Origin of the sequence: Buttiauxella izardii, from assembly GCF_003601925.1 — a bacterium.
GTDB lineage: Bacteria > Pseudomonadota > Gammaproteobacteria > Enterobacterales > Enterobacteriaceae > Buttiauxella > Buttiauxella izardii.
Map to the genome: position 1 here is coordinate 35078 of NZ_QZWH01000003.1, position 24463 is coordinate 59540.

The window sequence follows — 24463 nt, forward strand, 5'->3', positions numbered from 1 at the left end:
CTTATAAAATTTAAAACTCTTTTCTCAGCCAGCTATTGAATCGCTTAAACCATGAGCTGACAGAGGTTCGTTTTTCCACTTCTGCTTCACCACTGAGATGCGTTTCTTTCCCGTAGTGCAGCAAGCCGACTGCTGTGGAGTAATATGACTCCTGGGCATAATCAGTCAGGCCTGTAATATTTAACGGTTGCCCAATACGAACTTGCGTATGGAACACACGTTGCGCGCAGGCTGCCAGCCCTTCGATTTGCGCAGCGCCACCCGTTAGTACAATCCCCGCCGCCAAGTGGTGCTTCACACCCTGCTGGCGAAGTTGCTCTTGTAATTGCAAAATCTCTTCGTTAACCAGATTCAATAGCTCGGTATAACGCGGCTCGATAACTTCTGCGAGCGTCTGGCGTTGCAGGCTACGCGGTGGACGTCCACCCACGCTTGGCACTTCAACGTTTTCGTCTTTACCGACAATCGAACCCAATGCACAACCATGGCGGACTTTAATCGCCTCTGCATCGCTCGGCGGTGTACCGAAAGCGTATGCAATATCACTCGTTACCACGTTCCCTGCATAAGGGATAACTTTGGTGTGGCGCAGCGCACCGCCGGTGTAGACCGCGATGTCCATTGTACCACCACCGACGTCAACCACGCAGACCCCTAATTCACGCTCATCTTCGGTCAAAACTGCGTAGCTTGCTGCAAGCCCTGCAAAGATCAGTTGGTCAACTTTGAGGCCGCATCGTTCAACAGCTTTGACGATGTTTTTGGCCATATCGTTGTGGCAGGTAATCAAGTGCACTTTAGCCTGCATGCGCACACCCGATAAACCTACAGGATTTTTGATGCCTTCCTGATAGTCAATTGCGTATTCTTGCGGGATTACGTGCAAAACACGATGTTCGTCACGTACGCGCACTGACTTGGCGGTGTGGACAACGTTCTCAACGTCTTCCTGCGTCACTTCTTCTTCGGAAATTGGCACCATGCCAATCTCGTTTTGACAGCTAATATGCTTGCCTGACAGCGCAAGATAGACCGATGAAATCTGGCAATCCGCCATTAATTCGGCCTGGTCAATCGCACGCTGCACGCATTTTACGACTGACTCGAGATCGTTTACGCCACCTTTGTCCATACCACGCGATGGGCAACTGCCCACGCCAATAATATTGACCATACCGTCAGGCAGAACTTCCCCTACTAAAGCGGCAACCTTTGCGGTACCGATCTCCAGTCCTACTACCAGTTTTCTGTCCGTCGCCTTGATCATTGTTATTCTGCCTGTGACTGATTCTGTTGCTGATTAGGATTAGGTTCCTCTACGGGCGCAGGCTGCCAGCCCACTGCCGCACCGGAGTCATAACGCAGGTCGACATAACTGATCCTTTTATTGTCGGCTTGCTCTTGCTGTTGCAGAACAGGGTAAAGTTCTACAAAACGACTCAGGCGTTTCATCGTATCGCCCCGACCTAAATTAAGTTTGATGCCATTATTTAGCGTCAATTGCCAGGAACGACGAGCGGTCATCGCCGCTTCTTTCAACGTAAATTTATCCTTTGCCAGCACATCGCCCATTTCGCGGTAGCCTTGCAATACTTCACCTTCACTGCCTTCTGGCCCGGATAACATAGGTAAAGTCTGCTTTGCAGCACGTTCTGCCGGAACACTGAACGCATTTCCTTGCGCATCAACCATATGTTGGTCATTCCAGCGCGCTATGGGCACATATTCAACCAGATGAATCTTCAATTCGTCCGGCCACTGCTTTCTTACACTCGCTTGCTTGATCCACGGCAAGCGTTCAATTTGCTGCTGGATGATATTCACATCCTGGGTCATAAAGGTGCCTGGTGGCCCAAGTGCCAGAATTGACTGGCGAATATCATCGTTACGGGTGTAATGACGTTCACCGGTAACCACTAGCTTTGAAAGTGGCAGACGCTGTGCATCTTCCATCCAGCCGACCACAATCCAGCCGCCAATAAATACCGTAAACAGTACCGCGCTCAGGAAAATGATCCCGGCCAGCCGCCCGCCGTTACTGCGACGAGAACTGGTTTCTTCTTCTTCCTGGCGATTACGCGTATTCAGAGCTGCTTGCGACATATCAGTCTGCCAACTCCAGAATCCGCACAACCAGTTGAGAGAATGTCATCCCAGCCTGACGTGCCGCCATTGGCACCAGACTGTGGCTGGTCATGCCTGGAGAAGTATTCACTTCCAGTAAATAAAACTGGCCGTCGCTATCCAGCATGACGTCTACACGCCCCCAACCGCTGCAACCCAAAACTTGCCAGGCTTGCAGCACTAATGCCTGTAATTCTTGCTCGCGTTGTTCGATTAAACCGCCCGGGCAGAAATATTGTGTCTCATCAGAGAGATACTTCGCCTCATAATCATAGAAAATTCCAGCGGGTTGGATACGTATTGACGGTAATATTTCTTCGCCAAGGATCGCAACCGTGTATTCAGGGCCGCTTAACCACTTTTCGATCAGTACTTCTTCGTCATGCTCAAAAGCTAATTCAAGCGCTGCAGGCAGGGCTGAAACACTATCAACCTTAGACATCCCCACGCTTGAGCCTTCACGGCTTGGCTTAACGATAACCGGCATCCCTAAGCCTGCAATCTGTTCGATTGTCGTTGCAGAAATACCCGCTTCGACATCACGGCGCGTGAGTGCAACCCACGGAGCTACAGGTAAATCTGCACCTTTCCACAGCAGTTTGGTACGCAGCTTATCCATGGAGATGGATGAAGCCATCACGCCGCTGCCGGTATAAGGCAATTTCAGGAATTCCAGCAATCCCTGCAGGGTGCCGTCTTCACCGCCTCGACCGTGTAATGCAATAAATACTTTGTCAAAACCTTGTGCTTTAAGCTCAGTCACTGGCGTGTTTTTCGGGTCAACTTCGTGTGCATCAATTCCAGCTTCACGAAGGCCCGCGAGTACCGCAGCACCCGATTGCAATGACACCTCACGCTCAGCGGAAGTTCCGCCCAACAGGACAGCGATTTTATCAGCCATGGTGATCGCTCTCCTTAGTGTGGGACTGCAATTTAAAATCAGCCAGGTTTCTGGCAACTTTCCCGACATTCCCTGCACCTTGCACCAGGATCAAGTCATTTCCTGACAAGATCGGTGCCAGCATGTCCGCGATCTGACTTGCATCAGGCACCAGAATCGGATCGACTTTTCCACGCCCCCGAATGGTACGGCACAATGAACGGCTGTCAGCGCCAGGAATAGCCGCTTCGCCCGCAGCATAAACGTCCAGCATCAACAAGGAATCCACCTGCGACAAGACGTTAGCAAAGTCGTCGTACAAATCACGGGTACGCGTATAACGGTGCGGCTGGAAGATCATTACCAGATTTTTATCCGGCCAGCCTGCGCGAGCCGCTTTAATGGTGGCATCCACTTCGGTTGGATGGTGACCGTAGTCATCCACCAGCATGGCGCTACCTTCTTTACCATTCACTTCTGCTAACGGATATTCGCCGAGGAAATCAAAGCGACGCCCGGTTCCCTGGAAGCTTTCCAACGCACGCAGAATGTCTTCGTCATCAATGCCTTCTTCTGTCGCTACCGAAACCGCTGCCGCCGCGTTTAATGCGTTATGGCGACCCGGCGCATTCAGCGTCACATGCAGAGCAGGTTTATCCTGACGCACAATCGTGAAATGCCCCTGCGGCCCTTTCTGCTGGTAGTTTTCAATGCGAACATCAGCATCTTCGCTAAAGCCATAGGTCGTAATTTTGCGGCCCACACGTGGCAGCAGCTCACGGATAACCGGGTCATCCACGCACATCACCGCCAAACCATAAAACGGCAGGTTGTGCAGGAAGTTAATAAACGTCTGCTTTAAATTTTCGAAGTCGCCCTGGTAGGTATCCATGTGGTCAGCTTCGATATTCGTGACGACAGAAACCATCGGCTGCAAATGGAGGAATGACGCATCACTCTCATCCGCTTCGGCAATCAGGTAACGGCTGTGACCTAAACGCGCATGGGTTCCTGCGGCTTTAACCAGTCCACCATTCACAAAAGTAGGATCCAGACCGGCTTCTGCATAAATGCTGGAAACCATCGCCGTGGTGGTAGTTTTACCGTGCGTACCGGCAATCGCGATGCCATGGCGGAAACGCATCAATTCAGCCAGCATTTCAGCACGGCGGATAACCGGGATACGCGCTTCGTGGGCGGCAACAATTTCCGGGTTATCCATAGAGATCGCGGTAGAAACCACCACAACACTCGCATCCAGCACGTTTTCTGGACGATGGTTGAAATAAATCGTGGCGCCCAGCGCCGACAACTGTTGAGTGACCGGGTTCGGAGCCAAATCAGACCCACTGATCTGGTAACCTTCGTTAGCTAAAACTTCGGCAATACCGCCCATACCGGCGCCGCCGATGCCAACAAAGTGAATGTGCCGGACGCGACGCATCTCGGGCACGATAGAACGCAGTTTCGCCAGTTGTTGTGTATTCATTCTCTAACCTGCAGCGTCAAACGCCATTACTTCAAAAATTCATGGGCAAACCAACCGCCCACAATGATTACGCCAGTGCTGCGGCGCTCACTTCTTTTGCTACCCGCTCTGTGGCATCAGGAATGGATGCAGCACGCGCACGCTCGGCCATTGCCAGTAACGTCGCTCTGTCCCACCCGGCGAGAGTTTGGGTAACGGCATCCACGGTAAACTGCGGTTGCTCCAGTATTTTTGCCGCTCCGGCTTTTTCCAGCGGCAACGCATTCCAGTACTGCTGCCGATCTTTATGCTGGAAAGGAACAAACAATGCAGGTAACCCTGCGGCCGCGACTTCGCTGACGGTCAACGCACCGGAGCGACACACCACGACATCGGCCCACGCATAGGCGGCGGCCATATCATCAATAAATTCGGTCACTTTATGCTGCGACTGTCCAGCTTGTGCATACGCCAGCTGTACCGTTTCTAAACCACCTTTGCCACATTGGTGCCAGAGGGTCACTGCGTCACCCAGGCGACCGGCAACTTGCGGCATAGTCTGGTTCAGGACTCGCGCACCTTGAGATCCACCCACCACTAAAACCCGCACCGGGCCTTCACGACCGGCAAAACGTTCCTGCGGCAATGGCAGCGCTAACACATCGGTTCGCACCGGGTTGCCTACTACGTCTGCATTCGGGAATGCGCCGGGGAATGCCTGCATGACTTTTTTGGCAATTTTCGACAACCATTTATTGGTTAAGCCAGCAATGCCGTTTTGCTCATGCAGTACCACTGGGATGCCGAGCGACCAGGCCGCCAGCCCGCCAGGGCCAGAGACATAACCGCCCATTCCCAGAACCACATCCGGGCGATACGCTTTCATGATGGCTCTAGCCTGACGCCATGCGTTGAAAATATGCACCGGAGCCAGCACCATTGCTTTCAGGCCTTTGCCACGCAAACCTGAAATACGAATAAAGTCGATCTCGATTCCATGCTTCGGAACTAAGTCGGCTTCCATACGATCGGCGGTTCCGAGCCAGCGCACCTGCCAGCCCTGAGCCATTAAGTGATGCGCCACCGCAAGGCCAGGGAACACGTGTCCGCCCGTCCCACCTGCCATCACCATTAACCGCCGGGTTTGATTACTCATCGCACACCCTTCGTAAACGCCTGGGCTTTTGCCAGACGTGTTTCATAATCAATTCGCAGCAACATCATGATTGCCGTAGACATAATTAACAGGCTCGAACCGCCGTAACTGATAAGCGGTAAGGTCAGGCCTTTGGTTGGCAACATACCCGCTGCCGCACCAACGTTTACCAGCGCCTGGAAACTAAACCAGACCCCGATTGAGCAGCCTAAAAATCCTGCAAAACGCTGGTCCATTTCTAATGCGCGTTTACCAATGGACATCGCACGAAAAGCCACGAAGAATACCATCAATAAAGCCAGCACCACACCGATATATCCCAGCTCTTCTCCGATAATGGAGAAGATGAAGTCGGTATGGGCTTCCGGTAAATACTCCAGTTTTTGAACCGAATTACCTAACCCCTGCCCCCACAATTCACCGCGACCAAATGCCATCAGAGATTGCGTTAGCTGGTAGCCGCTACCAAACGGGTCATCCCACGGATTCCAGAAGGATGTTACGCGACGGATACGATACGGTTCGGCGAGGATCAGCAACACAACCGCGGAAATCCCCATGCCGATAATGGCCAGGAACTGCCAGAGTTTTGCCCCTGCCAGGAACAGCATCGCCAGCGTTGTCACGAACAGCACAACTACCGTACCTAAGTCAGGCTGCGCCAGAAGCAGCACCGCTAATACCAGGATCACGCCCATCGGTTTGAGGAAGCCGCGTAGGTTATTACGCACTTCATCTACTTTACGAACCAGGTAGTTGGCGAGATAACAGAACAGCGACAACTTCGTGAACTCTGCAGGCTGAATACGTAATGGGCCGAATGCAATCCAACGGGACGCACCGTTAACCGAGCTACCGACAACCAGTACAATCAATAACATCGCAATGGATAACAGCAGCATTGCCGTACTGTGGCGCTGCCAGAAATCCATCGGCAAACGCAGTGTGATCATCGCTAATGCAAACGCCAGGATGATGTACAAACCGTCACGTTTAGCAAACAGGAACGGGTCATTCGCCAGACGCTGCCCTACAGGCATGGACGCGGAAGTCACCATAATGAAACCGACCGCCGCCAGGCCGAATGTCAGCCATAACATCGTGCGGTCATACATCACGATGCTATTTGAGTCAGCTTCTTTGGTGCCCATCACCCAGCCTTTCACTGCCGACCCCAGCCAGCTCAGGATGGCAAATCCTGGCACTCGGGGCATGCGCAGGCGAGGGAGAGATAAGCGCATCAGCCAAGCTCCTTCGCAAGTTGGGTGAACTGATCACCACGTTGTTCAAAGTTCTTAAACTGATCGAGACTCGCACAGGCCGGTGATAACAGAACCATGTCGCCCGGTTGAACACGGGCGGCAATCAGTTTCATCGCCTCAGCCATGGTTTCAGTTTGCTCCGCAACATCCGGGCGCAGCGCAGCAAGTTCCGCTCCGTCGCGGCCAAAACAATACAGTCGAATGGTGGAACCTTGCAGATACTGGCTCAGTGACGAGAAGTCAGCTGATTTGCCATCGCCACCCAATAACAGATGCAGCGTGCCTTCAACTTTCAAACCGTTCAGCGCCGCTTCAGTGCTGCCGACGTTGGTGGCTTTCGAGTCATTAATCCAGCGCACACCGTTACGTTCCAACGCAAGCTGGAAACGGTGCGCAAGACCGGTAAATGTGGTCAATGCTTTCAGGCTGCTGGAGCGCGGAAGTTTCACCGCATCCGCCAGCGCCAGTGCGGCAAGCGCGTTGGTATAGTTGTGGCGACCTACGATTTTCATCTCTTTGGTGTTGAGGATTTTTTCACCCTTCACACGCAGCCAGGTATCGCCTTGCTGATGATTAAGGTGATAATCGCCCACATCCACGCCAAAGCTAATACAGCGTTCGTCTGCACCACGCACAGGCATCGTCAGTGCATCATCAGCATTCACCACGCAAACTGCTGCGTTTTCATAAACGCGCAATTTAGCGGCACGATACTGTTGCAGTCCAAACGGGTAGCGATCCATATGATCTTCGGTGACGTTAAGAATGGTCGCCGCCGCCGCTTTCAGGCTCGAAGTGGTTTCTAACTGGAAGCTGGATAACTCAAGCACGTAAAGCTCGCGTGCAGGATCAAGCAACATCAACGCTGGCAGGCCGATGTTTCCACCTACGCCCACATTCACGCCAGCCGCTTTCGCCATTTCACCGACTAACGTCGTGACGGTGCTTTTACCGTTAGAGCCGGTAATCGCCACAATCGGCGCTTGTGCTTCGCGGCAAAACAGCTCGATATCACCCACAATTTCTACGCCAGCCTCAGCCGCACGGCTCAAAGCAGGATGGGCAATTGCGATACCAGGGCTGGCAACAATCAGGTCAGCCGCTAACAACCAGTCTTCGTTGAGTGAGCCAGTGTGTCGTTCCACCGCTTCTGGCAGTTTATCCAGTCCCGGTGGCGAGATGCGGGTGTCCATCACGCGAGGCGTCACGCCGCGCGCGAGGAAATAATCCACACAGGACAGGCCGGTGAGGCCCAATCCGATGATGACGACTTTTTTACCCTGGTAATCAGTCATGATTAACGCACCTTCAGAGTAGCAAGGCCGATCAGGACCAGCATCAGCGAGATAATCCAGAAGCGCACAATCACACGCGGCTCCGGCCAGCCTTTCAATTCATAATGGTGATGAATCGGGGCCATACGGAAAATGCGTTGTCCGCGCAATTTGAAAGAACCAACCTGCAAAATCACCGACAGCGTTTCAACCACAAACACGCCGCCCATAATCACTAACAGGAATTCCTGACGCAGCAGCACAGCGATGGTTCCGAGCGCACCGCCCAGAGCCAGTGAGCCAACATCGCCCATAAAGACTTGCGCTGGATAGGTGTTGAACCACAAGAAACCAAGCCCTGCACCAACAATCGCGGTGCAGACGATAACTAGTTCACCTGCATGGCGCAGGTACGGAATATGCAGATATTCAGCAAACTTGATGTTACCTGTCGCCCAGGCAACCAGCGCAAAGCCAGACGCCACCAGCACGGTCGGCATAATCGCCAGGCCGTCGAGGCCATCGGTCAGGTTGACAGCGTTGCCGGTGCCGACGATAACAAAGTACGCCAACAGCACGTAGAACAGGCCAAGCTGCGGCATTACGTCTTTAAAGAACGGCACAACCAGCTCGGTGGCTGGCGTTCCTTTTCCTGCGCTGTACATCGTGAAGGCAACCGCCAACGCGATGACTGACATCCAGAAATATTTCCAGCGGGCAATCAGCCCTTTGGTATCTTTGCGTACCACTTTGCGGTAATCATCAACAAAGCCAATGGCACCGTAACCGACCAGCACGAACAGTACACACCAGACATAGGGGTTTGACGGATAAGCCCACATCAACACGGAAATAACGATAGAAGTCAGGATCATAATCCCGCCCATCGTTGGCGTTCCACGCTTGCTAAAGTGCGATTCCGGGCCGTCGTTACGCACAACCTGGCCGAAGGAAAGTTGCTGCAAACGAGCAATCATACGCGGCCCCATCCATAACGAGATGAACAGAGCAGTCAGCAGGCTGACAATGGCGCGAAACGTCAGATACGAAAAGACGTTAAAGCCGGAATAATATTTGACCAAGTGTTCGGCCAGCCAAACTAACATGTTCCATTCTCCTGTAATGCGCGTACTACCTGTTCCATGGCGGCACTACGTGAACCCTTCACTAAAATGGTAATCATTGAATGCTCTGCGATGAGCGCCTTGAGGCGCACGATTAAAGAAGGCTTATCGGTAAAATGTTCGCCCACTTCAGAGGCTTGACTGATAATTTCACTCAGTGTGCCTACGCTCAGAACGCAATCAATGCCTGATGCTTTTGCGGCTTCGCCAACCTGGCGATGGCATTCAACAGACTCGTCGCCCAATTCCGCCATATCCCCGACAACCATCACGCGGAAGCCCGGCATTTCAGACAGCACCTGTGCTGCGGCGGTCATTGACCCCACATTGGCGTTGTAGCTGTCGTCGAGCAGCAGTTGGTTTTCGGAAAGTTGAATCGGGAACAGACGGCCAGGCACAGCCTTCAGATCGGCAAGACCGGCTTTGACTGCTTCGAGCGTAGCGCCAACTGCCATAGCCAGCGACGCAGCTGCCAGCGCGTTGGCAATGTTATGTCGACCCGGAAGCGGCAGATTCACGTCGATATCGCCCACTGGCGTTTTAATCGTGAACTCAGTGCCGTGGGTAGTGATATGCACGTTAGTCGCTGTAAAATCGCTGCCTGCGGCATTCGGCGAAAAGCGCCAGGTTTTACGCTCGCCGATCGTTTCTTGCCAGTTCAGCCAGTCGTTATTGTCAGCGTTGAGAATCGCGATGCCGTTAGCAGGCAATCCTGCGAAGATTTCACCTTTTGCTTTCGCCACACCGGCCAGTGAACCAAAGCCTTCAAGGTGCGCTGCCGCCAGGTTGTTGACCAACGCGGCTTCCGGGCGAGTCAGGTTTACCGTCCAGGCGATTTCGCCCTGGTGGTTAGCACCCAGTTCAATCACGGCATATTCATATTCTGGTGTCAGACGCAGTAGCGTCATTGGTACGCCAATATCGTTATTCAGGTTTCCGGCGGTGTACAAGGTGTTCCCGCACTCGCGCAAAATCGCTGCGGTCATCTCTTTAACGGAGGTTTTGCCCGAAGAACCGGTCAGCGCGACGATACGAGTTGGCACCTGCTGACGAACCCAGGCGGCCAGTTCGCCGAACGCCTGATGCGTATCGGCAACCACCAACTGCGGAACGTTGACGTCCAGCTTACGGCTAACCAGTAACGCCCCAGCCCCACCGTTCACGGCATCTTGCGCAAAGTCGTGCGCATCAAAACGCTCGCCTTTCAGTGCAACGAACAGACATCCCGGCGTGAGTTTGCGCGTGTCAGTGGTGACATCAATAATATCAGCGTCTGCACCGTGTAAATCACCGTGCAGAACAGTGGCAAGTTGGCTCAATGAAACGCGAATCATGCCACAACCCCCAACAGGCGGGCGGCGGTGACGCGATCTGAGTAATCCAGACGGCGTACACCTACAATTTGATAATCCTCATGGCCTTTACCGGCAACCAGAACCACATCGTTTTCTTTGGCTTGCATGATTGCGTTGGTCACGGCTTCGGCGCGGCCTGAAACCACATGCGCACGGCCTGCATCCAACATGCCCACCAGGATATCGGCAACAATCGACTTTGGCTCTTCAGTGCGCGGGTTGTCATCAGTGACCACAACCACATCGGCGTATTGCTCAGCGATGCCACCCATAATTGGGCGCTTGCCTTTATCGCGATCGCCGCCGCAACCGAACACGCACCACAGCTTGCCGCTACAGTGTAAACGCGCGGCTTGCAGGGCTTTTTCCAGTGCGTCCGGCGTGTGGGCATAATCCACCACTACCGTCGGTTTGCCTGGTGCGCTGAACACTTCCATACGCCCACAAACCGGCTGCAGGCTCGGAGCGGTTTTCAGCAGTTCTTCAATCGGGTAATCCAGAACCAGCAGCGTCGCGAGCGCCAACAGCAAGTTGCTGACGTTAAACGCGCCCATCAGGCGGCTTTCAATTTCGCCATCGCCCCATGAGGAACTGAACTGGATAGTTGCCCCGCCATCGTGATAATGCACGTTGGTGGCTTTCAACCAGCGTCCACGACAGCCTGGCTGCAAATTGTTTTCCATCGTCACCGCAACCGCGTCAGGTAAACGCGCTAACCAGTTGCGTCCGACTTCATCATCAGCATTGATGACAGCGTGGCCGTAATCGTGTTCGGAGAACAACTGCCATTTAGCCGCTTCGTAGCCCGCCATATCACCGTGGTAATCAAGGTGATCGCGGCTCAAGTTGGTGAACACGCTGGCGGCAAATTTCAATGCCGAAACGCGATGTTGCACCAGGCCATGAGAAGAAACTTCCATCGCGGCAAAGCTCGCGCCCTGCTCAGCAAGGTTAGCAAGCACTTGCTGTACATCGACGGCGGAACCGGTGGTATTTTCAGTCGGTTTTACGTTACCCAGCAGGCCGTTACCCACCGTGCCCATCACCGCACTGGTTTCGCCTAATAACTGGCTCCACTGCGCTAACAGTTGAGCGGTAGTGGTTTTACCGTTTGTTCCGGTGACACCCACCAGGCGTAATGCGCTGGAAGGTTCGTGGTAAAAACGCCCTGCCAGAGCAGAAAGACGTTGATGAAGCTGGCTCAGATAAATAACCGGCACGCCGTGCATTTCACGGATTTCGCCATCAGTTGCTTCCCCTTCAGCTTCAGCAATGATAGCGGCTACGCCTTGCGCTATTGCCTGCGGGATATATCGACGCCCGTCCGCCTGATGACCTACGATAGCCACAAAAAGGTCGCCCGATGCCGCCACACGGCTATCGAGTGTCATTTCTCGCAGTGCTCTCTCCGGCGCTTGCGGCACCCATGGAGCGAGAAGGTCGCGCAAATTACGATCTGCCACCTGATCCCTCTTTTTGATTGATTACAAATTCACTTTTTTCACCTGTCGCCAGAGCATCCGGCTCGATGTTCATGGTGCGCAGAACGCCGCCCATGATGGCACCGAACACAGGTGCAGAGACGGCACCACCGTAATATTTCCCTGCTTGTGGGTCGTTAATCACCACCACCAGAGCGAATCGAGGATTACTTGCTGGCGCAACGCCTGCGGTGTAAGCAATGTATTTGTTAACGTATTTTCCATCCGGCCCGACTTTTTTCGCCGTACCGGTCTTAATCGCAATGCGGTAGCCTTTAATAGCCGCTTTAACGCCACCACCACCAGGCAATGCCACACTTTCCATCATATGTACGACGGTACGAACCAGCGGTTCAGGGAAAATTCTCTCACCAGGAACCGGCGGATCAACCTTCGTAATCGACAGCGGGCGATACACGCCGTAACTGCCAATCGTTGCGTAGACTCGCGCTAACTGTAACGGGGTTACCATTAGCCCGTAGCCGAAAGAGAAGGTGGCCCTCTCTATGTCAGACCACCGTTGTTTTTGCGGATATAAGCCACTGCGTTCTCCGACCAGCCCCAAGTTGGTCGCTTTTCCCAATCCAAAACGTGAGTAAGTATCTACCAACGCTGAGGAGGGCATCGCTAACGCCAGTTTAGAAACCCCGACGTTACTCGACTTCTGTAGCACCCCGGTAAGGGTCAATTCGCTGTAGCGCGCCACATCTTTGATCTCATGACCATTGATGCGGTACGGCACGGTATTCAGAACGGTATTTTCACGCACCACGCCACGTTGCAGCGCGGTCATGACCACCATCGGTTTAACTGTCGAACCCGGCTCGAAAACGTCCGTAATGGTGCGGTTACGCATCACGTCTTTTGGCGTGCCGCTCAGATTATTTGGGTTATAGGATGGGCTGTTTGCCATCGCTAACACTTCGCCGGTGCTCACATCTACCAGCACCGCACTGCCCGATTCGGCTTTGTTGAAAGCCACGGCATTGTTCAGTTCGCGGTAAACCAGCGCCTGTAAGCGTTCATCAATACTGAGCGCGAGGTTGTGGGCGGCCTGGCTGTCGGTTGAAGAAATGTCTTCAATCACGCGGCCAAAACGGTCTTTACGCACAATGCGCTCGCCCGGTTGCCCGGTCAGCCATTTATCAAAGCTCTTCTCAACGCCTTCAATGCCCTGGCTATCGACGTTTGTGAAGCCAATGAGGTGAGCAGTGACTTCGCCCGACGGGTAATAACGACGAGATTCCTGACGCAGGTGAATGCCAGGAAGTTTGAGTTTTTTGATGTAGTCGCCGATATCAGGATTGACCTGACGGGCGAGATAAATGAAGCGACCTTTCGGGTTACTGTTAACGCGGGAAGCGAGTTGATCGAGAGGGATTTTCAGAGCGTCAGCCAGCGCTTTCCAGCGGTTATCCAGCGTAATGCCACCGGCATCATGCAGCTCTTTCGGGTCAGCCCAAATCGCATTCACTGGCACGCTGACCGCCAATGGACGGCCTGCACGGTCGCTAATCATGCCGCGAGAAGTAGAAACTTCCTGCACACGGAGGGAACGCATATCCCCCTGGCGAACCAACATGTCTGGCGCGATGATTTGCAGCCAGGCAACGCGCCCCAACAGGAAAACCAGCGCCAGCAAAATGCAACCGCAAAGCAACGCAAAACGCCAACTTACAAAGTTGGCCTGTTCTTCCTGGCGTTTCGGTTTAAGCGTTTTTGCCGCTGCTCTCATCAGTCACGCGATTCCTTATTGCTGAACTACGATGTTTTCCTGCGATGGGTCGACATGCTGCAACTGCAGCTTTTCCGTCGCGACCCGCTCCACTCGGCTATGATCGCCCAGTGCGTTTTCTTCCAGAATCAAGTTACGCCATTCGATATCCAGCGCATCACGCTCCACCACCATTTGCTCACGCTGTGCGGTAAGCAGACGGGTATGGTGCGCGGTGGTGACAACAAAAATGGCGGTGACGATAATGGCGGTGAACAAAATCAATGGCAGTTTCCCGTGGCGCAGTAAGTCACCACCAATCACCGATGGCAGAGCATGGCGCTCGCCACTGCTCAATTGACCGGTTACTTTGCTTAGGGTTTCCGCCACTTTATTGATCATGCGTTCGTCCTTTCGGCGATGCGCAGTACAGAACTACGCGCGCGCGGGTTTTCCGCCACTTCTTCTTCACCCGGCATCATTTTGCCAATAGATTTTAAATATCTGCCGCCGAGCTTGTTCAACTGCGCTTCAGTCATTGGAATACCCGCTGGAACCTGTGGTCCACGGGTGTTTTCACGCATAAAGCGCTTAACAATTCGGTCTTCCAGCGAGTGGAAACTGATAATGGATAAGCGACCACCAGGCGAAAGAGTTTCAATCGAACCTTTAAGCGCCTTTTCAATCTCTTCAAGTTCGCTGTTGATCCAGATACGGATAGCCTGGAACGTGCGCGTCGCCGGGTGTTTGAACTTGTCTTTTACCGGCATTGCCGCTGCCACCACTGTTGCCAGCTCTTTGGTGCGAGTCATTGGCTGTTCGCGGTTGCGCTCGATAATGGCGCGCGCGATACGCTTGCCAAATTTCTCTTCACCGAAGGTTTTAATCACCCAGGCGATGTCGGCTTCGTCAGCGCTTAGCAACCATTCTGCGGCAGACTGACCGCGAGTCGGGTCCATACGCATGTCCAGCGGGCCGTCACGCATAAAAGAGAATCCACGTTCGGCGTCGTCAAGCTGCGGGGAAGAAACGCCAAGATCCAACAGGATGCCGTCGATTTTACCCAACAAATCACGTTCGCGTGCGTACTCGGCTAGTTCAGAGAAAGGTCCGTGAATAATGGAGAAGCGCGGATCATCGATCGCCTTTGCAGCCTCAATGGCTTGCGGATCACGGTCGATAGCCAGCAGGCGCCCTTCTGGTCCCAGTTGGGAAAGAATCAAGCGAGAATGACCGCCACGGCCAAAGGTGCCATCGATGTAGATGCCATCCTGACGAATGTTAAGACCGTTCACGGCCTCATCTAGCAGCACCGAAGTATGTTTAAAATTTTCCATCATTATTTATAGTGACAAGTCCTGCAGACGGTCCGACAAGGTTGTCGTCGTAGCCTGCTCAGCGTCGATGTCTTCCTTGACCTGTTGATGCCAGGTCGTTTCATCCCACAGTTCAAACTTATTGAACTGCCCAACCAGCATCACTTCTTTGGTTAGCCCGGCGTGTTGGCGCAAAACTGGCGCAAGCAACAATCGCCCGGCGCTATCCATCTGACATTCACTGGCATGCCCGAGTAACAATCGCTGCACGCGACGCTCAACCGGGTTCATGCTCGACAGACGAGCTAGCTTTTGTTCAATAATTTCCCACTCGGGAAGGGTATAAAGCAGCAGGCATGGGTGATGGATGTCGATGGTACAGACCATCTGACCTTCAGAGGTTTCGACAAGCTTTTCCCGGTAACGGGTAGGTACGGCAAGCCGCCCTTTGCTGTCGAGATTGACTAATGTTGCCCCACGGAACATGCCAGCCTCACCCTTAAATTCCCCTTTCCACCACTTTGACCCACAAAATCCCACCTAAAGGAGTTTACGGAGCGGAGGAAAACCTTGTCAAGCAAGCTACAACGCTGATGGAAATAAATTTCATCTCCTAAGCGATTGATAAATGACTGGCGTGAAAAGGCGCTACATCCACGATGCAAAATTAACGTTATGAATATTTGAAAGAAAAAAGATCAATAAACACAAATATCGTTAAATCGACTGAAAACCGGACAGTTAAAATATGAAGTGTTCAGTTTGCGACGCGGTCGGCATTTTAAGGTATTTCGTGGAAGGTTAACAGCGCCAGATGCAGGCTAAGCGCGGCCTGGCGAGAGAGTTTGTTGAGTAACAGTTCGCTATTGTTTAATTATCCGTCATTTTTACACTTTGCTATGTAACAAAATAATTCAAACAGCGGAATTATATCAATTATGGAATTAAGGATTCCTCTAATACAAATGAAAAATAATTACCTGAATAAACAAGGGAATTAAAAGAAGATAATTCTTAATAAAAAATGGCAGCCGTAACTGCCATCATTGGTTAGTGGCGACTCAAACTACCGCGACGATATAGATTACGACGAATTCGCGTTAACCCGGCCTTCGGCTTGCGAGGCTCATCAAGGCTTGCCAGTACCAATTCCAGCACGCGCTCCGCAACATCGCGGTGGCGCTGCGCAACCGCCAGCACCGGGCATTGCAGGAAATCGAGCAATTCATTATCACCGAAAGTCGCAATCGCCAGCTCAGATGGCAACTGCCCTTCGCGACGCAGTGTTACATCCATAACACCTTGTAATAATGCAAATGAAGTGGTGTAAAGCGCCTGTGGCATCGGATGCGTTTCCAGCCATTTATCAAAAAGCTGTGCTGCGGCTTCGCGTTCATAGCTGTTGGCATATAAGAAATGCACTTCACGCGGATCATCTTTCCAGGCAGTACGGAAACCTTGCTCACGCAGATAACTGACTGAAAGTTCAGGCAATGCACCGAGGTAAAGTACCGTTTCAGCCGGGAAGGTGCGTAGCTCACTCGCCAGCATTTCCGCATCTTCCTGATCTGCGCCGACAACGCTGATGAAGTTTTCACGATCTAATGCCCGGTCGAGCGCAATAATAGGGAAAGGATCGTTCGCCCAGCGCTGATAGAAAGGATGTTCAGGTGGCAATGAAGTTGAAACGATAATGGCATCAACCTGGCGCTGCAACAGGTGCTCAATGCAACGCATTTCGTTATCAGGCTGATCTTCAGAGCAGGCAATCAGCAACTGATAACCACGCTGGCGAGCCTGGCGCTCCAGATAATTAGCGATACGGGTATAACTGGTGTTCTCAAGGTCTGGAATAACTAATCCGATAGAACGCGTCCGCCCGGCGCGAAGTCCTGCGGCCACCGCATTCGGGTGGTAGTTATGTTCGCGTACAACCGCCATGACTTTCTCAACGGTTTTATCGCTAACGCGATACTGCTTTGCCTTACCGTTGATGACGTAGCTCGCCGTGGTGCGCGAAACTCCAGCCAGGCGCGCGATTTCATCCAATTTCACAGTAGCCCCTTATTTAGGATTTCCATAACCATACCCTGGTCATGGTTTCATTTTTATCATCTAAGCGCAGAATAATACCTCGGGCAACCGCTTTTGCTGGCAGTTGTTGCGCAATTTGCAAAAAAAAACCCGGTTCAGGTTACCGGGTTAGTTTTTAAGCGCCCTTAACAGGCTAGCGCATGATCTTATCGCCGCGAGAAACGCCGACAATTCCCGAACGCGCCACCTCGACAATTTTAGCCACTTCACGAATGGTGTTCAGGAAAGCATCCAGTTTGTCGCTGGTTCCGGCGAGTTGAACTGTGTAAAGCGTCGGCGTCACATCAATGATTTGCCCACGGAAGATTTCCGCATTGCGTTTCACTTCTTCACGCCCGTAACCGCTCGCCTGCACTTTCACCAGCATGATTTCACGCTCGACATGTGAGCCCAGCACCAACTCGCTGACACGCAGCACATCCACCAGTTTGTGAAGTTGCTTTTCGATTTGCTCCAGAACTTTGGCATCACCCACAGTCTGAATAGTCATACGCGAAAGGGTTGGATCGTCAGTCGGTGCGACCGTCAGGCTTTCGATGTTGTAACCGCGCTGAGCGAATAAGCCAATCACTCGGGACAATGCCCCGGACTCATTTTCGAGTAATACAGATAATATCCGGCGCATAATCAGGTTCTCTCCGTTTTGCTTAACCACATCTCATCCATACCGCCGCCACGGATTTGCATTGGGTACACATGCTCAGTGCCATCAACAGTGACATCAACAAACACAAGGCGCTGATTACGCACGGCTTCCAGCGCTTCAATCAGTTTGCTTTCCAGTTCTTGCGGTTCGCTGATACGGATCCCTACGTGCCCGTAAGCTTCTGCAATTCGCACGAAATCAGGTAAAGATTCCATGTAAGACTGAGAATGGCGGCCTGAATAAATCATATCCTGCCACTGCTTCACCATGCCGAGATAGCGGTTGTTGAGGTTCAGCACCAGCACCGGCAAACCATATTGCAGCGCGGTGGAAAGCTCCTGGATATTCATCTGAATACTGCCATCGCCCGTCACACAAACCACTGTTTCTTCCGGCAATGCCATTTTCACGCCAAGGGCTGCTGGCAGGCCGAAGCCCATGGTGCCAAGGCCGCCGGAGTTAATCCAACGGCGAGGTTTATCAAAGGTGTAATAGAGTGCGGCGAACATCTGGTGCTGACCCACATCAGACGTGACATACGCCTCGCCGTTGGTCAGGCGGTAAATAGTTTCAATGACCGCCTGCGGCTTAATTTTGTCGCTGGCTCTGTCAAACTCAAGACACTGGCGTGCGCGCCAATGGTCAATTTGCTGCCACCAGTCACGAATATCATCACAGCCCTGCTGCGGCGCTTCTTGTGCCAGCAATTCCAGCATTTGCTGAAGAACCTGCTTTGCATCGCCCACAATCGGAATATCAGCGCCAACCGTTTTGGAAATTGAAGTGGGATCGATATCAATGTGCAACACGGTCGCATTTGGGCAGTACTTCGCCAGATTGTTCGTCGTACGGTCATCGAAACGCACACCGACCCCGAAAATCACGTCAGAGTTGTGCATCACCATATTGGCTTCGTAAGTTCCGTGCATCCCCAACATACCCAGCGCCTGGCGATGTGTGCCAGGGAATGCGCCCAAACCCATTAAAGAGGAGACAACGGGAATATTGAGTTTCTGAGCAAGCTCAAGCAATTCATCATGGCAGGAAGAGGTGATCGCCCCGCCGCCGACATACATCACTGGCTTTTTCGCGGCCAGCAGCGTTTGCAAAGCACGCTTAATTTGCCCTTTATGACCCTGAGTTGTTGGGTTGTAAGAACGCATGCTGACGGTTTCAGGGTAGCTATAAGGCAGTTTGTTTGCCGGGTTCATGATGTCTTTCGGCAAGTCCACGACTACCGGGCCTGGGCGACCGCTCGCCGCCAGCCAGAAGGCTTTTTTGATAATACCGGGAATATCTTCGGCCTGTTTAACCAGGAAACTGTGCTTCACTATCGGACGCGAAATCCCCACCATGTCGCATTCCTGGAAGGCATCGTAACCAATCAGCGAGGTCGCGACCTGGCCTGACAGCACAACCATGGGAATAGAGTCCATATAGGCGGTGGCAATGCCGGTAATCGCATTGGTCGCACCTGGCCCGGATGTCACCAGCACAACACCAACTTCCCCCGTTGCCCGCGCAAGGCCATCAGCCATATGCACGGCCGCTTGTTCATGGCGCACCAGCACATGATCAATGCCGCCAATGGTATGAAGCGCATCGTAAATATCGAGTACCGCGCCTCCGGGATAGCCGAATACATACTTAACGCCCTGATCGATTAACGATCGGACGACCATCTCGGCTCCTGACAACATCTCCATGGTTTGCCTCCAGGCTTACGTGTTTGACCGACCGCAGAAATCATTTCCGCTAAGTCGTTGAGGCAGGTTGTTGCGCCCTGCATTTTATTTTTAGTAATCCGCCTAACATAACCGCTGAAAATCAGGCAATCAATTGCCAATCTTCAGGCGCAGCAAGAGAGTTTGCCTGCCGATACTGCAAAACCCTTTTCTGGCGGAGTTTAGCTCTGAACATAAGCAAAGATTATGATTGAAAATGTTATGAAAGATTGATTCGCAGGTTAAATCTAATTAACGCAGGGTTTATTGAACGATCAGGAGAGGAAACTCAAAAGGTGCGACAGCGTAAAAATCTATAAAATGGATAAAAAAAAGAATAACCGAGTAGCTTTCACTACCCGGTTTAAAATTGATTAACTGACTGAATCTATTTACTGCATACCGTTGTCAGTAACTTTTCCATCCACTGATGGCCTTTATCGCGTCCGGCGGCTTCGTGCCAGGATAAATAACAAGTAGAGATATTATCTTTCAGCGGTAACGGGAATATTTGCAAATGCAGTGAATCAGCAAACTCTTCAGCTAACCAGCGCGGGGCGATAGCGACAAGGTGAGTCTGCGACACGACATTTAAAACACTGGTCATCGCCATCCCTTGATAAGAAATGCAGGCTTGCTTCTCAACAGACTGATACCAGGGAGCACTAAATGAAGCAAAACGCTCAAGCGACACAACCGCATGCTTCTCGTTATAAATGTCGTCTTCCGTAAGCGGTTTAATTAAACGTGGATGCTTATTACTGGCGACCAGTACCATTTCATCTTCAAACAGCGGTACGCAAGTAAACTCCGGACGACGAAATTCTGTGTAACTAATAACAAACTCCGTCTCCTGGTAACGTAACTGATGTTCAATATCTTTATTCAACGCAGATTTGAAGAGTAACTGAATACCCGGCGCAAAGCGTTTCATATTATTAAAGATGACTGATGTCAGTAGATTATCCAACGGACTGCTGACACAAATGTTAAATACACGTTCGCTGCTGGCGGGTTCAAAACCAGCGCCAGGTAGTTCGTTCTGAACTAACTGCAACGCCTGACGTATCGCACCGAATAACTGGTAAGCGCGCGCTGTAGGCTGTATGCCACGGCCATAGCGCACAAACAGTTCATCATTGAACATGATTTTCAAACGCGCGACCGCATTGCTCACCGCAGGCTGAGACATTCCCAAAGACTGGGCGGCACGGGTAATATTCTGCACTTGCATCACAGCATCAAATACAGTTAATAAATTCAAATCGACAGAACGTAGTTGAGGTTTAAACCCATCATGAACTGCCGGTTGTTCTACATAATTATCAGACATGACTAACTCCACTAAGTTGTCGATTCCTTTTGCGCAGATGACACTGCGAATTTCCCTTAATATCACTTGCTAAGCAGAACATGTTGATTAACGCAATCAAAAACACTATTTAAAATATCCAAATATAAATTTCTAAATTAGCATTATTCAATGGTCCAACAGGTCGTTAGCGACTGGCAGGCCGGGTGAAGCGATTGAATCTTCAATGATTCAATTCTTGCCAGTTGGTTTCTAAAGCGTGCTTATCAAATCACAATATGACTGAACACACAATAATTGGCCCAGTGAATAATATATTAAGTATCGATAACATCCTCATTTTAGAAACAAACGTTCTACTCATATTTTGAGAATAATAAAAGATGATAAATTCCTAAAATAGAAACGAAATGATGAATAAACCCTCCAAATCATAACCATGGTGAATACAACGACCGCTTAACATATTGTTTTTAATTGTTTCTGATGATTTCAATCTTATGCAGCAAGGTAAGAAGTATTTTTTCATACTTCTTATATATATTATGAAACATGAATATCTCAGCACATATAGCTAAGAAACCTTCTCAACTTATGGTTCCTAAAAGGGTGTCTAAAGCAATAGAGTGTTGACACAGCAAACCAGATCAAGTACCAATAAATGCATAACGAAATTCACTTGGGGCTTGAAACATGATTCGCAGCAACCGCCTACTAGGTCTACTACTAAACGCAACTTCATTGCGCGGTAGACTGGTGGGCGAAATCAAGCGTTGATTCAAGCCACCAGACAGAAAAAACCCGCGCCACTGCGCGGGTTTTTTTATGCTCGTAGCAAGGGCCCCTAAGACGAGAAAGGACCACAACATGAGCCAACAAGTCATTATTTTCGATACCACTTTGCGTGATGGTGAGCAGGCATTACAGGCAAGTCTGAGCGTAAAAGAGAAGCTGCAAATCGCGATGGCGCTGGAACGTATGGGTGTGGACGTGATGGAAGTCGGCTTCCCGGTTTCCTCTCCTGGCGATTTTGAATCTGTACAAACCATCGCCCGCAACATCAAAAATAGCCGTGTGTGTGGCCTCGCTCGTTGTGTAGATAAAGATATCGATGTCGCTGCCGAAGCACTGAAAATTGCCGAAGCGTTTCGTATCCACGTGTTCCTGGCCACCTCGACCATGCACATCGAAACAAAATTGCGCAGTACCTTCGATGATGTTTTAGCTCGCGCGGTAAATTCTGTAAAACGCGCCCGTAACTATACCGACGACGTCGAATTCTCTTGTGAAGATGCGGGTCGTACTCCAATCGACAACCTGTGTCGCATTGTAGAAGCCGCCATTGGCGCAGGCGCTACAACCATCAATATCCCGGATACCGTCGGCTACACCACGCCAGTTCAGTTCGGTGGCATTATCCAGACCTTGTACAACCGCGTACCCAACATTGATAAAGCCATTATCTCCGTTCACTGCCACGACGATTTGGGTATGGCGACCGGCAACTCCATCGCCGCGATTCAGGCGGGTGCACGTCAAGTTGAAGGTACATTGAATGGCATCGGCGAACGCGCCGGTAACACCGCGCTGGAAGAAGTGATTATGGCGATTAAAGTGCGCGGCCAAATGTTGGGCGTACACACTAATATCAATCACCACGAAATCTACCGCACCAGCCAGATTGTCAGCCAACTGTGCAATATGCCAATCCCGTCTAATAAAGCCGTTGTCGGTTCAAACGCCTTCGCCCACTCCTCTGGTATTCACCAGGATGGCGTGCTGAAAAACCGCGAAAACTACGAAATCATGACGCCGGAAACCATCGGCCTGAATCAGGTGCAATTGAACCTGACTTCCCGCTCCGGTCGCGCCGCTGTGAAACACCGCATGGAAGAGATGGGCTATAAAGAAACCGACTACAATCTGGACTCTTTATACGACGCCTTCCTGAAACTGGCCGACAAAAAAGGCCAGGTCTTTGACTACGATTTGGAAGCATTGGCCTTCATCGGCAAGCAGCAGGAAGAACCCGAACATTTCCGCATGGAATACTTCAACGTGCAGTCAGGTTCCAGCGTGATTTCCACCGCTTCTGTTCAATTGCAGTGTGGCGAAGAAACGCATTCAGAAGCTGCTACCGGCAACGGCCCGGTTGATGCCGTCTACCAGGCGATTAATCGCATCACAAATTACGACGTTGAACTGGTGAAATACCAGCTTTCTGCGAAAGGCCAGGGCAAAGACGCTTTGGGCCAGGTTGATATCGTTGTGACTCACAAAGGCCGCCGTTTCCATGGCGTAGGTCTGGCGACCGATATCGTTGAATCTTCGGCGAAAGCGATGATTAACGTGCTGAACAACATCTGGCGTGCGGGCATCGTCGAAAAAGAATTGCAACGCAAAGCTCATAATAAAGAAAATAATCAGGAAACCGTGTGACATGTCAAAAACTCATCATATAGCAGTATTGCCGGGTGACGGCATTGGCCCAGAAGTTATGGCTCAGGCGCTGAAAGTGCTGGATGCAGTTCGTAAGCGCTTCGATATGCGCATTACTACCAGTCAGTATGACGTCGGTGGAATTGCGATTGATCGTCACGGCAACCCGCTGCCGCCGGTTACTGTTGAAGGTTGCGAGCAGGCAGATGCGATTCTGTTCGGCTCCGTCGGTGGCCCGAAATGGGAACACCTGCCACCAGCTCAACAGCCTGAACGTGGCGCATTGTTGCCACTGCGTAAGCACTTTAAATTGTTCAGCAACCTGCGTCCTGCCCGCCTGTATCAAGGCCTGGAAGAGTTTTGCCCGCTGCGTGCTGATATCGCCGCCAACGGTTTCGACATTCTGTGCGTGCGTGAATTAACTGGCGGCATCTACTTTGGCCAGCCAAAAGGCCGTGAAGGCTCCGGCATGCACGAAAAAGCGTTTGATACCGAAGTCTATTACCGCTTCGAGATCGAACGTATTGCACGCATTGCTTTCGAGTCTGCTCGCAAACGCCGCCATAAAGTGACGTCCATTGATAAAGCGAACGTGCTGCAAACTTCCGTCATGTGGCGGGAGATCGTCGGCGAAATCGCGAAAGAATACCCGGACGTTGAGTTGGCACACATGTACATCGACAACGCCACCATGCAGCTGATTAAAGACCCGTCCCAGTTTGACGTGCTGCTGTGCTCCAACCTGTTTGGCGACATTCTGTCTGACGAATGCGCGATGATCACCGGCTCCATGGGCATGTTGCCATCGGCAAGTCTGAACGAACAAGGTTTTGGTCTGTACGAACCCGCTGGCGGTTCCGCACCGGATATCGCGGGCAAAAACATCGCAAACCCAATTGCGCAGATCCTGTCTCTGGCTCTGTTACTGCGCTACAGCCTGGATGCTGAAGAGGCCGCTCAGGCCATCGAAAACGCTATCAACATCGCACTGGAAGAAGGTTTCCGTACCGGCGACCTGGCTCGTGATGGCAACGCAATCAGCACCGACGAAATGGGCGACACCATTGCTCGCTTCGTGGCAGAGGGGAAATAAT

20 protein-coding genes are annotated in these 24463 nt (G+C 51.7%); 2 read left to right on the top strand and 18 right to left on the bottom strand.

Annotation, left to right across the window (positions count from 1 at the left end):
- Positions 1–10: 10 nt before the first annotated feature.
- The 18 genes from ftsA to leuO all read right to left on the bottom strand — a co-directional run bounded on the left by ftsA (position 11) and on the right by leuO (position 20951).
- Positions 11–1267 (bottom strand): cell division protein FtsA, encoded by a 1257-nt coding sequence (gene ftsA, locus D6029_RS01280; protein WP_120063026.1) that lies wholly within the window; start codon positions 1265–1267, stop codon positions 11–13.
- Positions 1268–1269: 2 nt separating this feature from the next.
- A complete protein-coding gene (gene ftsQ / locus D6029_RS01285) occupies positions 1270–2103 on the bottom strand; it encodes a cell division protein FtsQ (protein ID WP_120063027.1) in 834 nt (277 codons plus the stop codon).
- Between the two features lies 1 nt (position 2104).
- Positions 2105–3025 carry a D-alanine--D-alanine ligase gene (locus tag D6029_RS01290; RefSeq protein ID WP_120063028.1) on the bottom strand — a complete coding sequence of 307 codons (921 nt, stop codon included), beginning with the start codon at positions 3023–3025 and terminating at the stop codon, positions 2105–2107.
- Positions 3018–4493: a UDP-N-acetylmuramate--L-alanine ligase gene (gene murC, locus D6029_RS01295; RefSeq protein WP_120063029.1), complete on the bottom strand. Its 1476-nt coding sequence runs from the start codon at positions 4491–4493 to the stop codon at positions 3018–3020. Before murC ends, D6029_RS01290 begins: the two co-directional genes overlap by 8 nt.
- A gap of 67 nt (positions 4494–4560) precedes the next feature.
- Complete coding sequence (gene murG, locus D6029_RS01300; protein ID WP_120063030.1) at positions 4561–5628, bottom strand: undecaprenyldiphospho-muramoylpentapeptide beta-N-acetylglucosaminyltransferase; 1068 nt, start codon at positions 5626–5628, stop codon at positions 4561–4563.
- Positions 5625–6869 carry a cell division protein FtsW gene (gene ftsW, locus D6029_RS01305; protein ID WP_120063031.1) on the bottom strand — a complete coding sequence of 415 codons (1245 nt, stop codon included), beginning with the start codon at positions 6867–6869 and terminating at the stop codon, positions 5625–5627. Before ftsW ends, murG begins: the two co-directional genes overlap by 4 nt.
- Complete coding sequence (murD, locus tag D6029_RS01310) at positions 6869–8185, bottom strand: UDP-N-acetylmuramoyl-L-alanine--D-glutamate ligase (RefSeq protein WP_120063032.1); 1317 nt, start codon at positions 8183–8185, stop codon at positions 6869–6871. The genes ftsW and murD overlap by 1 nt, the downstream gene beginning before the upstream one ends.
- Positions 8186–8187: 2 nt before the next feature.
- Positions 8188–9270, bottom strand: coding sequence for a phospho-N-acetylmuramoyl-pentapeptide-transferase (gene mraY, locus D6029_RS01315; RefSeq protein ID WP_064556689.1), 1083 nt, complete (start codon positions 9268–9270; stop codon positions 8188–8190).
- Complete coding sequence (murF, locus tag D6029_RS01320) at positions 9264–10622, bottom strand: UDP-N-acetylmuramoyl-tripeptide--D-alanyl-D-alanine ligase (protein WP_120063033.1); 1359 nt, start codon at positions 10620–10622, stop codon at positions 9264–9266. The genes mraY and murF overlap by 7 nt, the downstream gene beginning before the upstream one ends.
- Positions 10619–12106 carry a UDP-N-acetylmuramoyl-L-alanyl-D-glutamate--2,6-diaminopimelate ligase gene (murE, locus tag D6029_RS01325; protein WP_120063034.1) on the bottom strand — a complete coding sequence of 496 codons (1488 nt, stop codon included), beginning with the start codon at positions 12104–12106 and terminating at the stop codon, positions 10619–10621. The genes murF and murE overlap by 4 nt, the downstream gene beginning before the upstream one ends.
- Positions 12093–13859, bottom strand: a complete 1767-nt coding sequence (locus D6029_RS01330; RefSeq protein WP_120063035.1) for a peptidoglycan glycosyltransferase FtsI — start codon at positions 13857–13859, stop codon at positions 12093–12095. The genes murE and D6029_RS01330 overlap by 14 nt, the downstream gene beginning before the upstream one ends.
- A 15-nt stretch (positions 13860–13874) precedes the next feature.
- Positions 13875–14240 carry a cell division protein FtsL gene (ftsL, locus tag D6029_RS01335; RefSeq protein ID WP_120063036.1) on the bottom strand — a complete coding sequence of 122 codons (366 nt, stop codon included), beginning with the start codon at positions 14238–14240 and terminating at the stop codon, positions 13875–13877.
- On the bottom strand, positions 14237–15178 hold the full coding sequence (gene rsmH / locus D6029_RS01340; protein ID WP_120063037.1) for a 16S rRNA (cytosine(1402)-N(4))-methyltransferase RsmH: 942 nt from the start codon (positions 15176–15178) through the stop codon (positions 14237–14239). The genes ftsL and rsmH overlap by 4 nt, the downstream gene beginning before the upstream one ends.
- Before the next feature lie 3 nt (positions 15179–15181).
- Complete coding sequence (gene mraZ / locus D6029_RS01345) at positions 15182–15640, bottom strand: division/cell wall cluster transcriptional repressor MraZ (protein ID WP_034493348.1); 459 nt, start codon at positions 15638–15640, stop codon at positions 15182–15184.
- A gap of 564 nt (positions 15641–16204) precedes the next feature.
- Entirely contained in the window at positions 16205–17209 is a 1005-nt protein-coding gene (gene cra, locus D6029_RS01355; protein WP_120063039.1) for a catabolite repressor/activator, read from the bottom strand.
- 172 nt (positions 17210–17381) lie between these two features.
- Entirely contained in the window at positions 17382–17873 is a 492-nt protein-coding gene (gene ilvN / locus D6029_RS01360) for an acetolactate synthase small subunit (RefSeq protein WP_120063040.1), read from the bottom strand.
- 2 nt (positions 17874–17875) lie between these two features.
- Complete coding sequence (gene ilvI, locus D6029_RS01365) at positions 17876–19600, bottom strand: acetolactate synthase 3 large subunit (protein ID WP_120063041.1); 1725 nt, start codon at positions 19598–19600, stop codon at positions 17876–17878.
- A 406-nt stretch (positions 19601–20006) separates the two neighbouring features.
- A complete protein-coding gene (gene leuO, locus D6029_RS01370) occupies positions 20007–20951 on the bottom strand; it encodes a transcriptional regulator LeuO (RefSeq protein WP_120063042.1) in 945 nt (314 codons plus the stop codon).
- Positions 20952–21797: 846 nt separating this feature from the next.
- On the opposite strand from leuO, the gene leuA reads away from it, so the two are divergent.
- Positions 21798–23369: a 2-isopropylmalate synthase gene (gene leuA, locus D6029_RS01380; protein ID WP_120063043.1), complete on the top strand. Its 1572-nt coding sequence runs from the start codon at positions 21798–21800 to the stop codon at positions 23367–23369.
- A gap of 1 nt (position 23370) precedes the next feature.
- Positions 23371–24462, top strand: a complete 1092-nt coding sequence (gene leuB, locus D6029_RS01385) for a 3-isopropylmalate dehydrogenase (protein WP_120063044.1) — start codon at positions 23371–23373, stop codon at positions 24460–24462.
- The last annotated feature ends 1 nt before the right edge of the window (position 24463 follow it).